This window comes from Bacillus sp. ILBB4 (genome assembly GCF_035064545.1).
Lineage (GTDB): Bacteria > Bacillota > Bacilli > Bacillales > Bacillaceae_H > Priestia.
Window position 1 is genome coordinate 16,939 of record NZ_JAIQVD010000021.1, and the last position, 13,337, is coordinate 30,275.

The following is a 13,337-nucleotide window of genomic DNA, read 5'->3' on the forward strand; positions in this document are numbered from 1 at the left end:
CATTAAATTAAACTTACTTAAAAATTTTTGTTCCTTTTAACCTCGTATTATTTTCTATAAGATTATACAATTTATATATAGAGAGAGAATGACTTCTTATTTGTTATCAGTTAGTTTAAAAGATAAAACTTTAATAATAAATAAAGTAATTTAGTATTTACTTAACAAGCAATAAAACATAAACTAGGTTATTTGCTATAAATATAGTTAAGGACAACATTTATTTTTAACGATATATGTATATGAATCTACAAATCTGGCCAGACTAATAATGTATTCCCCCTATTCCAATAAATTTGAAAACCCTTTGTCTACATGGGCAAGGGGTTCTTTTTTATTAAGCACAATTTATTACGAGTAATTTTGCCTAATGTATCTTATAGATAGTGAAATTAAATATTAATAGCCACACCTAGAACTAGAGGTGGCGCCAATCCCTAAAAATATTCAAATGTTTATTTGATTATTTTTAGAAATTAGACCTAAATTCATATGGGACAAACATATGCTGGGTAACAGAGGATAGGATACGGTTGATGCAAAAGGGGGAAATGCATGACATATCTTAAAGTATTGAAATTATTTTATGTGCTTTTGGCTGTAGTGGGAGCGATTCTAGCTATCGTTTCTTACTTTCAACATTCACTTTACTTGAAGTCATTTGGCCTTGTTTTGTTAGGGTCATCGCTCGTTTTTAATAGTTACACTACCTATTTAGAGTGGAAAGGAAGGGGACCCTTTTTTTACATGGCCATAGGTCTAATAGTGATTGCCATAGCTATAGGTGGTTTTACTAATGCATGGTAACTATTTTTGTTAATGAAGAAAAATCTATATAGTTAATATTATGGATTAGACATTTTAGCTTCTAGCACCTAAGAACAACCAAACTATCCTCATTTCTAATAAAGTTGGCTTTCTAGGATCAATTTTAGTTAACATAAAACTTTTTATAAGTACTGAAAAAAGGATCTTCAATAAAGATCCTCTTAACTATTTATTTAAAGTAAGACAACAATCAGCTTAATAATACAATGAGTTTAATGTAAATAAATAGTGTAATTCAATATAGGACAAGACCAATAATTAAGTGAACAGTCCTTACTGCTTGCATTGAGACCTACTTGTTTCCTTAATAATCGACTGTTCTACTAGGTATTGAAACCCGTAAATAAAAACTGAAAGGCCTACACATATAAAATACCATGTGACATGTTTCATTTTTTGAAATTTAAATATTCCAACCTTTTCCCAAATAGAGCCAAAAGGAAAAGCGTTAACTAAATCTAACATCATATTGGTAATCAAGTATTTTGGTAAATTTCCATATGTTAGTTTAAATATCCATAGTGTAGCTACATAATAGGGCCCTAATATGTACGAGAAATCAACAAAACCAGGAGAAAGAGGATTTTTATTTATCCACCATTTTTTCTTATTAGCTGTAAGACTAAATACGCTTAAGAATAAATTAATAAAACTTGCGACAGGTAAAAATCTAAGAAATGATTTCTTCCCCATAAAAGGAACAGTTAACCAAGGAATTATTATCATAGCTAAAGAAAATGTCTTTTTCTTATTGTATTTATACATAAAATACCTTCCTTAAATTGTATTGTTAAACATATTATTACCTGTTCTTTTGAATTGATGAATTCTTTATACGAATAACATATAAAAACTTGAACAAACTACTCACGATTGATGAATCATCACTCTATAGCTAATTCCTAAAAAGCAAAAAAACAACTGGCCGGACCCAGTTGTTTTTTCTGTTTTTAAGCTGTATATCGTATACATCTTTTTTACCATATATATCTGCGGTTCCTAACTATGTTGCATTCGTCATACACAAGATAAGTAAATATAAAAACCCTCTACAATGAGGACAGTAGAGGGCGAAAAACATAATACATGTAACTAAATTTATGAACTTAATTATACCACATTTTCTTTATCTACAGGATGGTTTAATTCCTAAGATCTTCATACTTTTCACATATCTTACTAAGTAAGTATAACCGATTACCAGTTACCAATAGTATACTACTCCTTCTCTTTCCAGCTTTTGAACAATGCACATAACCATTGCAGAACTCTCAACAAATCAGGGGGGGTTTTCTTATAATACATAAGTTATTGTAAGACAACATGTAGTTATGTATAACAGTGGATAAAATTCGCCTCTATACATAGCTTATACTTAGGTGTCTTATATAATTTATCTGTATTAACACATACTAAAAACACATTAAATACTTAATAGTATATTTTAATTAAATCACTAAATTAAGTAATAAATTTGAATATACAAAAGGGGAACATTTTATTCCTGTTACGACCAGATTGGAGGCAATATTCAATGAATTTTATTGAAGTTATAGGCAGGGTAATCATTTCTTTTAGTGTTTTACTATTGATGACTCGTATTATGGGGAAAAAACAAGTAAGTCAGTTAACTTATTTTAACTATATTACAGGAATCACAATTGGTGCTGTCGCTGCTTCCATTACGATTGATAGAAGTATTGACATGAGCGATGGTTTCGTTAGTATGGTTTGTTGGTCGCTGCTCACTGTTCTAGTAAGCTATATCAATTTAAAGTCTCCAAAAGCTCGTATATTACTTGATGGCCAACCTACAATTGTCATCAAAAATGGCAGAATCTTAGAGAAAACATTGGCTGGATTAAGATTAAACATGGATGATCTTAGTATGTTATTGCGAGAAAAAAACATTTTTTCGACTCAAGAGGTAGACTATGCTGTATTAGAACCAGATGGACAGCTGTCCGTTTTAAAAAAAGTGGATCAACAGAATGTTACCAAAAAAAATTTAAAGGTAGAAGCTGTGAAACCTTTGTATGTGCCTACGGAAATTATTGTTGATAGTAAAGTTGTTACCCGCAATTTAGAAGAACTGGATTTAAACCAAAACTGGTTAGAAAAGCAATTGCATCAGGCAGGAGTAAGCTTACAGGATGTATTTTATGGCGAAATACAAAGTGATGGCACTTTATATATCGATAAAAGACAGGATCATTAGCTCATATTATATTAAAAGATAAAGAAACATGTTGAAGCTCACTTTTTTTTTCTAATGTTTACCTTATGAAAATTTATCTGAGCAGCACCAGAAAATATGTGCGTTAAGAATGCGTGAGAATGCATAATGCAGATATTGAAAAACTTTAGAATAAAGTCCAAGTGTGGACGCTTGTTGCGATAACGTATTCCTACAAGAGTTTTGTAGATTTGACAAGCATTCGTAGTTATAAATTTAAAAGTTATAAGTTGGAAAATAGTTAATAAAAAAGCATCATTTCGTGTTTTTATTACGGGACGAAGCCTTTTTTTATCAACAACGTGTCGGTAGTACTATAAGATGTTTCATTTTCTATATATATGGGTATCAAAGGTTGTAGGACATCGTTCTCATCGTATACTATTGATTAATGACCAAATCTTGTATATGCAACCTGTTTGGTTCTTTTTCTGCTTTGGAGGGACGATTTGGTTATTTGTTGTCCTTCATTTTATTTTATATAAAAACAATGAATTACTCTCCAGAGTACTATTATGCTTAGTCAAGGGAGTTAAAATATTATGAAAAAAACAGAGCACATCAAGAGATATGAGCAAGGTATTACTAGTAAGTTTGCTATGTACACCTTTCCATATGTTTATGAATTTTCTATTTACGCTATTGACATCTTTTATTCTGATACAGAAGAATACCTTTTTGGCTGTGCTAAGAACACTACACTTGAAAGATTCTTCACTCGTAAAATCTACCAAGATGAACTTGGGTATTACTTTAAGTATGTTCAAGAAAAGATCTATCTCAACAGTTTTAAGCCAATAAAGGACAATATGTTACAGTTAGCGCAATAAACTGGCTTTTTTTTATGCTATCCGAGACTAATGACTTATCCTATTCACATCAGGTGGTTTTTTCTTTTGGATACATAAGTTATTGATAACTTGAACAAACTACTCAAGATGGATGAATCATCACTTAGCTAACTCCTAAAAACAGAAAAACTCCCTTAACGCATTGGGGGAGTTTTTCTGTTTTTAGGCTGTATAAAGTATACAAAGTTAGTTAATATAATACCTCTTATAAGAAATAATTATGTTGTTTTAAAAGACATATAACAGTTGCTTTAAGATCTGCTGATCATGGATTACCCAATCATAAAAATTTAATTTCAAACTCTTTAAGAAGTTAAATTTAAAAAAGCTACTATGTGAAGTAGCTTTTTTAATTGATAGTTAGTGTGTTAAGAATATACTATTGATAGCATTCTTAGTGATTTAACTCACGATTTGTTTCGGAGATTTTTCTTCCTCATTCCAAGCTTCTAACGTTTCACGGCCTGGTAAGTGTGAGAGACTATCTGCGTGAAACACTGGATCTTTCCCTTGTTTCTTTTGAGCTATATAATCTTTTAATACTGCTTTAGCTACTTTAGATAAACGAGTAATGGCATATAAATTAATGAGAACCATTAGTCCCATAAAGATATCTGCAAGAGACCAAACTAACTCAGCGCTATATAATGCCCCAAATAGGACCATTAAAATGACTCCAAAACGATAAAATAAGATTGTTTTCTTGCTATGTTTCATAAAACTAATGTTTGACTCACCGTAGTAATAGTTCCCCATAATTGTACTCAATGCAAATAAGAAGACAGATATAGATACGAACGTTGCGGCAAATCCACCAAGTCCTACACGTAAAGATTCTTGCGTTAATGGAATACCTGTTAACTCAGAAGTTTTATATACACCAGAAACTAACACAATCATTACTGTAGATGAACAAATAACAAATGTATCGATGATAACGCCTAAAGCTTGAATAAAGCCCTGTTTTGCTGGATGAGTAACATCAGCTGCTGCTGCTGCATTCGGTGCAGAACCCATTCCTGCTTCATTAGAAAATAATCCTCGACGGATACCCTGAAGTACAGCCGCACCCATTACTCCACTAAACAATTGTTTGAATGAGAATAGACCTTCTGAAAAAATAGCACTAAACACACTAGGAAGCACGTGATAGTTTGCAATCATAATCCATAGCGATAACAAAATATAAGCGCCTGCTTTAATCGGTACTAAAATTGTAGAAAACTTAGCTACTGAATGTACGCCACCAAATATAATGAGAGCTGTAATAACGGTAAGGATGATCCCAGTCATTGTCGTATTTATTCCAAACTCATTGTTAATGGATGCAGCAATCGTATTCGCTTGAACAGCATTAAAGATAAGACCAAAAGATAGTGTGATTAAGATACTGAAAGCAATACCTAGCTTTCTTTTCCCTAGCCCTTTTTCCATATAATAAGCAGGTCCACCTCGCCAAGCATCTCCGTCTTTCACTTTATAAACTTGAGCTAACGTACTTTCTACAAAAGCTGAAGCTGAACCAATTAAAGCGATAACCCACATCCAAAATACTGCGCCGGGACCTCCTAATGCAACTGCTGTTGCTACTCCAGCGATATTACCCGTACCAATACGAGCAGCCATACCAATCATGAATGCTTGTAAAGAAGACACACTCTTCTTATCTTTATTTTTACGTCCATCTCCTAATAGACGTACCATTTCAGGTAAGAACTTTATTTGTAAAAAGCCAAACCTAATTGTTAAGAAAAGCCCAATTGCGACCAAAAAGATAACAATTAGTTTGGACCATAAGTAATCATTAAGCATTGCAATAAATTCTGTCATGTTTTTCTCCTCGTTGTAAAAATTTTTAGATTATAAAGATTATAATGTTAAAACTATTGTTTTGTAAACTAGATAAAATGTGGAATTAACAAATATTTTTTACATATAATTAATCTCTATGTAAGTGATTACATACTTGCTATTTATACAAATTTAGCAGAAGTTCTAGTTGCTATGCTAATATTCTAAGAATAAAAAGAGCCTTCTCAAAGAATGAGAAGGCTCTTTTTGTAGTTAGAATCACCCACTATAATTTCCGTTACAGTAAGGTAAAGATAGTATAAATAAAATTCAATAGAATGTAAATAGAAAAAACCAACTGCCCATAGACAAAGAAACATGTTCCACCATGCCTCCTTTGAACAGTTGTTAAAATTAATTTTCAGAATAATTAAATTCTACCACATATGATCTGTTTTGTATGTTTTATTTTAAAAAATGAACATAGTCAATTAGGTAAAGAATACCGTACATTCCTACATACTATAACGTCAGTATTTTTTCTTGGTTATATTGCTAATTAATATAATGGATTTTCTAGGAACCTAATATCTAAAAACACTTTTTATCTCATAAAGGATTTTCAGGTATTCTAAACGTGTAACACAGAATAAATATATCAAAGTATGTTAATTATGGATTAAAGATGTAAAAAACGTTTTTTTCACTCCCCTAATAATTCCATAGGAGAACATACATGAAAAACTATACAAACGATAACACAGCAAGACGCTATATAGCTCACATTAGTACATTGGGAACCACTCAGATTCACTTAAGAAATCCTTACATCATAGCCTGGTGGTCAGCAGCCTTTCCTGGCTTCGGACATTTACTTTTATCTAAATATCTTCGAGGATTTGTTTTATTTATTTGGGAAGTTGTTATTAATCTCCAGTCAAATATAAACGTGGCTATGATCCATTCCTTTCAAGGGGACATGGACATGGTGAAAGAGTCACTAAACACTAGGTGGCTTCTCATTTATATTCCTGTTTATATCTTTGCCATATGGGATAGTTATCGAACGACGGTTGATTTAAATAAAATATATCTCTTAGCTGAAAGAGAAAATCACACCTTTAATTCCTTTAGTATGGGAGCTATGGAAATTAACTACTTGGATAAAAGAAATCCTATTATGTCTATAATATGGTCCTTATTTATGCCAGGTTTAGGTCAACTTTATATTCATCGAATAATCGTTGCTTTTTTTATTGTTACTTGGACCGTTGTTTTCTTTTACTATTCTCATCTTCTTGAAGCTATTTCTCTTCTCTTTTTAGGCGAAATCCAGAAAGCTACCAACGTATTAAATCCAGAATGGTTACTTTTTTTCCCTTCTCTTTATGGGTTCGCCGCTTATGATGCTTATATCAATACAGTTGAAAATAATAAACTTGCTGAAAAAGAACAGAAAACCTTTTTAGAGAAGAACTATCAACACCCTGATTTTTATATTGAAAAGGAAAAAAGGTAACAAGAGGGCCTGCAGGTCTCTTTTAATTTTATGTGAATGAAAGAATCGTAATTGGAGCATACTAACCAAGATGCCAAAAGGTGTCATTGGATAAAGTCACGTAAGAGCAAAAACCGCCTTAGAGAGAAGGCGGTTTTTGCTTTTCAACTGTAATAATGTATATTTCTTTATTTACCATAAAACGTATTATCGGAAATAAAGACGTTATAGGGAATTTATGATATAATTTAGGTGTACTATACAACTAAATAAAGAATATAAGTAACTTAACATTTCATTAATCTTAATACACTTTTCAACATGTTTAGTCCTCTAATCCTCATCTATTAGAGGACTTTTACTTTTTTAGATACTCGGAGGGAAATCTTTGCCCTATATACAACAAGAAAAATTACATGCTATCAGAGAAAAGATTTTACAACGAAAAGAAGAGCTAGCTGAAAATAAAAGAGAAGATCTTGCGGAGTCTCATAATATCTATACAGAGTTGACTACTTTTCGCTTGGACATTCTTACAACTTATGCCGATTCTCTTTTGATGGAAAAAGAGGCAGCAAATGAAGTCATGGAACAATGGGGAAACAATATGGCTAATTTATTAGTCAATCACGGACTTCCCTTAAACCTAGCTTTAGAGGAGATTAGCTATTATCGAGATGTAATCGGGGAAATAATAAAAGAAGAAGCAAAGAATAATGATTTTTCCCTCGATGCTTTTTATCAAAACATTTCTCACTTTAATAGCATTGTAGATAACGCGATCCAATTCGTAAGTAAGTCGTATATAAAAGATTACACTGAAAAAATAAATTATGCTCAATATGCTATTGATGAATTATCTGTTCCCGTTGTTCGTATGACAGAAGAAATAGGTATCCTTCCTCTAGTAGGTGATTTAGATACCAAACGAGCACAATATTTGATGGAGAGTGCCTTAGAGAAAGGAAGCCAATATAAATTAAAATGGCTTATTATTGATTTATCAGCAGTTCCTATTATTGATACGATGGTAGCAGATCAACTGTTTAAAGTAATAGCTGGGCTACAGTTAATAGGAATTGAAGTTGTCATCAGTGGAATACGTCCGGAAATCGCTCAAACCATGGTGAGCTTAGGAATAAAGGTTGAGGAAGTTAAAAGTTTTTCTAGCTTACATCAAGCTGTTCAGTATACAAATTCATTTACACGATCTTTAATGTGAATATTTTTATGGATTATGAGCAAACTACTCAAGATGTTTCCGAGCATCGATAAGTAGTGATACGTATAGCAGAAAAACCTACTGATCCCTGTTCAGTAGGTTTTTCGTTTTTTAACTTGTATACGGTATATAAAGTTAGTTAACATAATCACTATTATAGGAACGATTTAGCACTCTAAGTAGAGGAAAGAAGGTAGAGATTTTTTCCCTTATTAGAGTGCTTTCTTTTTTCGCTCTTTCAGCACTATAAATATACTTGTAACAACTAATAAGATTAAGGCTTCTCCAACGAAGATTAATCCTTTTACATATACGTCTATAGCTTCAAATCCATTCATTTTATTAGCAGCATAAAAAGTTAAAAATAAACCAAACAATAGAGTAATTAAAGAAACTAAAAGAGAAATTATTCTTTTTTCAATAACTATACTTGCGAAAAATATCAAACTAAAAATTACTCCAATGCCTAGACAATTATTAAGAATAAAAGACATATACATCCCCTTAATTAAATACCTTTTTATACCATTTTATCATGACTATTCTTAAATAATTCTTATATTTTACCTTCATTTCAAGTTAACATAATGACCGTTCTTACATTGCTAATGATCGCATTATGTGGGGTCAATCAAGGGAAAACAGAAGCAGCAAGTAAAGCTGCAAATCTAGATTTGATTATTATTAACAAGTACTACAACAAACTTGCGTATTTTCATAATGGTTATATTGAAATCGTTGATCCAGTAGCAACAGGGAAAACATGGGACAAAACACCAGTTGGCTTTTTTAAAGTGGTGAACAAGATTAAAAACCATCCTTATTATACAGGACATATTCCTGGGGGCGACCCTCGCAATCCATTAGGAAAACGTTGGTTAGGGATAAATACAAATGGTACGTATGGCGATACATACGGTATTCATGGCAACAACAATGAAAGTAGCATTGGAAAATACGTGAGTCAAGGTTGCGTGAGAATGCATAATGCAGATATTGAAAAGCATTATGATAAAGTTCAAGTAGGCACACCGGTTGCGATTACTTATTCCTATAAGAGCTTCGTTGATCTTACAAGCGTATATGGATATCAATTCAAAGGCTATAAGTTAAAAAATAATTAATATCTAACAGCATTCCGTTATTGAACTGCGCCCCAATTGTTAGACAAAATTTCTGATTCATTTGAAAAAAGTCGAAAACCCGTGTTAGAAGAACTTTCAACATGGGTTTTTTTCTTATTTACGATGGAAATTTATTACTGAAAAACGGTAATACTAAAAAGGCAGCTCAAAGAGTTTGAATTCAAAAATATCTGTTAGCTTTTGATTCAAATATAGGGGTGATATCAATAGATAATATATTTGAAAATCTTAAGGAAATACGTTTATTAGAAGATAAGCTGTATCATTTAGAATTAAATGGTTGGCTAAAAAATGAGTTTTTAACTTGGGAATGGTGGATACTAGTCGTTTTTTTAGTTGTGCCTTGGGTTATATGGGCTAAACTTGTTAAACGAGACATTATTTTAGAAATTTTGTTATTTGGTACCGTAATTATCTTGACAACAACCTTATTAGATATAGTTGGTGTGCAATATAGTTTTTGGGATTACCCCATTGCACTCCTACCTATTATTCCTCGGGCCTTTCCTTTTGATTTTTCAATGGTACCTGTAGCTTACATGTTGTTATATCAATATTTTAGAACATGGAAATCTTTTATTTTAGCCCAGATCATTATGGCACTAACATATGCCTATATTGGTGAACCCTTTTGCGAGTGGGTCAAACTTGTTAATTATTTAGAGTGGAGATACAGATATTCATTCATATATTACATCATTCTTGGAATTGTAACTCGAGCTTTAATACTAAAACTAGCCTCTTTATCTAAACCTCAAGATCTTACAACTAAGTAAAATTTAAATTGGAGGAAAAAACTTTGGAAGAAGTTAATATTGGTTTTTTGACGATCAAAGTCATCGTTGGTTTTGCCACTATATTTTTTATAAAAAAGTTTATTTATTTACTTCTTTACATAAAAGAAATTAATTTTATACTTCTAAATAGAATTAATCTATTAAAAACAACTTTTAAATTGTCTACTTTAAAAGAATGATACAGAAAAAATAATTTTGATTGGATAAGTGGTATTGATGAATGAAGATAAGTTACAAAAGTTACTCTGGAGCATTGCCATACCGGGGTTTGGACAGTTATTAAACAGAAAAATATTCAAAGGTATAATATTTATCTTCCTAGAATTTGTCATAAATTATAATTCGAATTTAAATACCTCCATTATGTTAAGCTTTAATGGAAAAGTTAACGAAGCCATTGAAGTAACTAATTATCAATGGCTATTGTTTTATCCTTGCGTATATGTATTTGCTATGTGGGATGCAGTTAGAGAAGCAAAGGGTGAAAATCCTCCATTTTACTATCTTCCGTTTGTTTTGGGAGCTTATTTAGGAACAGTCGGTATTATTTATTCTAGGTCTTTGACCATTTTTACAATACCATTAGGACCGGTATTTTCAGGAATCATCTTTTTCTTTTTCGGTATATTTTTGGGGAATTTCATAAGGTACATATTAAATAAAAAACACTTTTAAGTATTCAAGTATAATCAGTGACTGTAAAATACTCAATAACAGCGATTCAAAATTCCCTAATAATAACAGACAATCATTTTAAGATCATATCATGGATAGAGTGGAGAAACGGTACTGAAGATTGGAGAGTTTTTATAACTGAAAATCATTTCAAGAAGGTTAGACGACCAAAACAACTATTGCAGAAGCAACTGGTTTTAATCACAAAACCGTAAGTAAATACCTAAAAGATAATTAGATGCCTAAACGCAAAGTAAATAAATAGAAAAAAGAGAGTAAGTTAGATTCTTATAAAACGTATATACTTGGGCGTCTTAGAGAAGGTAATATTAATTGTGTAGTTTTGCTAGAAGAAATACAAGCAATGGGATATGAAGGTCAACTGACAATATTGAGGGATTTCATCTTCTTCGTCAACAACCAAAGAAGCAGGCAATTTTACGGCTTGAAACGCCACCGGGAAAACAAGCTCAAATGGGATTGGCATACGTCGAGAAGTACTTAGTCAATGATACGCTGCAAGATGTATGTGGATGTAGAATTCAGAATTCTACATCGTCGCAATATTGAAGGCGTTTTTTGGAAAATTTAAAGTTTTCTTCTATGGATTCAACAAACTTTCCCATAATGTTTCACCTCTATTTTTTATTCTTTTACTTATGTATCCAATTAGATAGAGGAGGTTCATGGAACCAATTTTTTCTTACTAATAACTTAAATCCTTTTTCTGAAAAGTCTTCGACCTGCTTGATTAATTCTTTTAATAAATTTATATGATCTCTTTTATAGCTAACTACTATAGCACTTTGTAAATTGGTTATTCCTATTGGGTTTAGAAACATAATTAAATTGGCTATTAGTTTATCTGAGAATGGTGAGGTTTCAATCTTATTAACGTGAGCCTCCAATCCAGTTGAAGTAGGGACACCGTTCTCCCTGAAGATATTCGATAAAGTAGAAGCTTGGTTAAATGCGAGTTTTTCTCCCTCCAGTAAAAAATTCTTTATGTCATCATCCTTTACAACTTCAGAAAAACCAGCACAAAGAGCAACCCCCACATTATTACATTCAAGAGCACTAAACATATGTGACAGTTCTACTGCATTAAGTGGTCTTTGCTGAGTTGATTTAACTTTGAACAATTTCCCTTTTCTCTCTTCCGCATTTTTGTAAGAGAAAGAACTATTTTGTAGCATGCCTTTATCACCTAACAACTCTAATAAAGAATAATCTATTTCAGTAAAAGTATTGAGAAGTTCTTTAAAAAATTTTTTAATTTTTAAATCCGTTAATTCTGAATACTGCAATGCAAGTTCTTTCAATCCGTTACCCGTTACATGTTTAAGAATTTCTGTAGTTAGTTGATCTGAAAATAACTTCGTATTTGGATTATATAAATCATCTTGGATGTTGAAAAATGAGGTGCTTTTAAATCCTTTTTCAGACAAAATTAAGTTAGCTGTTTGTTCTTGATGTGTTGATATTTCGTTTATTTGTTTTAGAATTTCTTTCACATCAACATCTTCTGTAGTTCCAATAAGATATTTCAAAAATATGTTAATCATATTAGAACTTGATTGTAAGTACCAAAGAAAACCCAATTCATTTACATTCATTTTTTCTACCCCTATCAATTCATTTTCTCTACTTATATTTTCTAAAAACACGTTAACTTATTCATAACCTTTTTCTTTCAGGTGAATTCTAATAACTAAATTTTTTAATACATTCTTAATTATTTTATTAGAGAAATACCTTTTGTAATTATATGTTAGATATTGATTCAATAGGCTGATTTCTTCTTTTATGCATTTATTGTTTCATACCTTATCTCTTCGTAAATATTTTAATTATAAAACAACATTTACGTTAACTTAAAAACTCTTTAATTCTTTTGAGTAAATAGTAAGGTATTTTTATTATAAGTACTTTACTATTTACATCTATTGTAGAAAAACAATATATTTGTCGTCACAGGAAGTAAATAATAAAACTTTAATTTTTATAATGTAGTTTATACATTTACTCACATGAATAAACTACATTTATTTTTAATAAACATTACGTTATTAAAGGTTTAGTAGATTTAAATTATTATATTATTCATTCTTAATTATGATATATTTAATAATTTCCTCAGAGGAATGTAGAAGATAGATTAGTAGGTGGTTAGTAGTAGAAATTGTGATTTTTTCAATGGATATGAATATTTAGAATAAACATCAATAGGCGACTTAATCCTTCAGTTCAGAAAGATAAAGTCACCTACACAATTTTCCCATTCATTATTAGTT

13 protein-coding genes are annotated in these 13,337 nt (G+C 31.1%); 9 read left to right on the plus strand and 4 right to left on the minus strand.

What is annotated here, in order from left to right; genetic code table 11:
- Positions 1-555 precede the first annotated feature (555 nt).
- The gene (locus LAV82_RS30380; RefSeq protein ID WP_499717568.1) at positions 556-807 is read left to right on the plus strand and encodes a hypothetical protein; all 252 of its coding nucleotides are present in this window, start codon (positions 556-558) and stop codon (positions 805-807) included.
- 294 nt (positions 808-1,101) lie between these two features.
- Here LAV82_RS30380 and LAV82_RS30385 read toward each other — a convergent pair whose 3' ends face one another.
- Positions 1,102-1,593 carry a hypothetical protein gene (locus LAV82_RS30385; protein ID WP_499717569.1) on the minus strand — a complete coding sequence of 164 codons (492 nt, stop codon included), beginning with the start codon at positions 1,591-1,593 and terminating at the stop codon, positions 1,102-1,104.
- A gap of 769 nt (positions 1,594-2,362) precedes the next feature.
- Here LAV82_RS30385 and LAV82_RS30390 point away from each other — a divergent pair.
- Together LAV82_RS30390 and LAV82_RS30395 are read left to right on the plus strand one after the other, a co-directional pair.
- Positions 2,363-3,046, plus strand: coding sequence for a DUF421 domain-containing protein (locus LAV82_RS30390; protein ID WP_499717570.1), 684 nt, complete (start codon positions 2,363-2,365; stop codon positions 3,044-3,046).
- A gap of 560 nt (positions 3,047-3,606) precedes the next feature.
- Entirely contained in the window at positions 3,607-3,894 is a 288-nt protein-coding gene (locus tag LAV82_RS30395; protein ID WP_211080204.1) for a hypothetical protein, read from the plus strand.
- A 423-nt stretch (positions 3,895-4,317) separates the two neighbouring features.
- Here the strand turns inward: LAV82_RS30395 and LAV82_RS30400 are convergent, their stop codons facing one another.
- Positions 4,318-5,745 carry an alanine/glycine:cation symporter family protein gene (locus LAV82_RS30400; RefSeq protein WP_499717571.1) on the minus strand — a complete coding sequence of 476 codons (1,428 nt, stop codon included), beginning with the start codon at positions 5,743-5,745 and terminating at the stop codon, positions 4,318-4,320.
- 697 nt (positions 5,746-6,442) lie between these two features.
- Here LAV82_RS30400 and LAV82_RS30405 point away from each other — a divergent pair.
- Together LAV82_RS30405 and LAV82_RS30410 are read left to right on the plus strand one after the other, a co-directional pair.
- Positions 6,443-7,225, plus strand: a complete 783-nt coding sequence (locus LAV82_RS30405) for a hypothetical protein (RefSeq protein ID WP_499717572.1) — start codon at positions 6,443-6,445, stop codon at positions 7,223-7,225.
- A 367-nt stretch (positions 7,226-7,592) separates the two neighbouring features.
- The gene (locus LAV82_RS30410) at positions 7,593-8,426 is read left to right on the plus strand and encodes an STAS domain-containing protein (protein ID WP_499717573.1); all 834 of its coding nucleotides are present in this window, start codon (positions 7,593-7,595) and stop codon (positions 8,424-8,426) included.
- 212 nt (positions 8,427-8,638) lie between these two features.
- Here LAV82_RS30410 and LAV82_RS30415 read toward each other — a convergent pair whose 3' ends face one another.
- Entirely contained in the window at positions 8,639-8,920 is a 282-nt protein-coding gene (locus LAV82_RS30415; RefSeq protein WP_097813637.1) for a hypothetical protein, read from the minus strand.
- Between the two features lie 93 nt (positions 8,921-9,013).
- Here LAV82_RS30415 and LAV82_RS30420 point away from each other — a divergent pair, with 93 nt between their 5' ends.
- From LAV82_RS30420 to LAV82_RS30435, 4 genes are all read left to right on the plus strand, one after another.
- Complete coding sequence (locus LAV82_RS30420) at positions 9,014-9,550, plus strand: L,D-transpeptidase (protein ID WP_499717574.1); 537 nt, start codon at positions 9,014-9,016, stop codon at positions 9,548-9,550.
- A gap of 218 nt (positions 9,551-9,768) precedes the next feature.
- The gene (locus LAV82_RS30425) at positions 9,769-10,347 is read left to right on the plus strand and encodes a CBO0543 family protein (protein WP_097813639.1); all 579 of its coding nucleotides are present in this window, start codon (positions 9,769-9,771) and stop codon (positions 10,345-10,347) included.
- A gap of 23 nt (positions 10,348-10,370) precedes the next feature.
- On the plus strand, positions 10,371-10,547 hold the full coding sequence (locus LAV82_RS30430; RefSeq protein ID WP_176543566.1) for a hypothetical protein: 177 nt from the start codon (positions 10,371-10,373) through the stop codon (positions 10,545-10,547).
- Between the two features lie 37 nt (positions 10,548-10,584).
- On the plus strand, positions 10,585-11,043 hold the full coding sequence (locus LAV82_RS30435; protein ID WP_097813640.1) for a hypothetical protein: 459 nt from the start codon (positions 10,585-10,587) through the stop codon (positions 11,041-11,043).
- Between the two features lie 653 nt (positions 11,044-11,696).
- On the opposite strand, the gene LAV82_RS30440 is transcribed toward LAV82_RS30435, so the two are convergent.
- Positions 11,697-12,659, minus strand: a complete 963-nt coding sequence (locus LAV82_RS30440) for a DUF3231 family protein (RefSeq protein WP_211080236.1) — start codon at positions 12,657-12,659, stop codon at positions 11,697-11,699.
- Positions 12,660-13,337 lie beyond the last annotated feature (678 nt).

What these genes read in the sequence shown, in the direction of transcription:
- LAV82_RS30380 (WP_499717568.1), top strand. Translation starts at nt 556, where the DNA reads ATGACATATCTTAAAGTATTGAAATTATTTTATGTGCTTTTGGCTGTA.
- LAV82_RS30385 (WP_499717569.1), bottom strand. Translation starts at nt 1,593, where the DNA reads ATGTATAAATACAATAAGAAAAAGACATTTTCTTTAGCTATGATAATA.
- LAV82_RS30390 (WP_499717570.1), top strand. Translation starts at nt 2,363, where the DNA reads ATGAATTTTATTGAAGTTATAGGCAGGGTAATCATTTCTTTTAGTGTT.
- LAV82_RS30395 (WP_211080204.1), top strand. Translation starts at nt 3,607, where the DNA reads ATGAAAAAAACAGAGCACATCAAGAGATATGAGCAAGGTATTACTAGT.
- LAV82_RS30400 (WP_499717571.1), bottom strand. Translation starts at nt 5,745, where the DNA reads ATGACAGAATTTATTGCAATGCTTAATGATTACTTATGGTCCAAACTA.
- LAV82_RS30405 (WP_499717572.1), top strand. Translation starts at nt 6,443, where the DNA reads ATGAAAAACTATACAAACGATAACACAGCAAGACGCTATATAGCTCAC.
- LAV82_RS30415 (WP_097813637.1), bottom strand. Translation starts at nt 8,920, where the DNA reads ATGTCTTTTATTCTTAATAATTGTCTAGGCATTGGAGTAATTTTTAGT.
- LAV82_RS30420 (WP_499717574.1), top strand. Translation starts at nt 9,014, where the DNA reads ATGACCGTTCTTACATTGCTAATGATCGCATTATGTGGGGTCAATCAA.
- LAV82_RS30435 (WP_097813640.1), top strand. Translation starts at nt 10,585, where the DNA reads ATGAATGAAGATAAGTTACAAAAGTTACTCTGGAGCATTGCCATACCG.
- LAV82_RS30440 (WP_211080236.1), bottom strand. Translation starts at nt 12,659, where the DNA reads ATGAATGTAAATGAATTGGGTTTTCTTTGGTACTTACAATCAAGTTCT.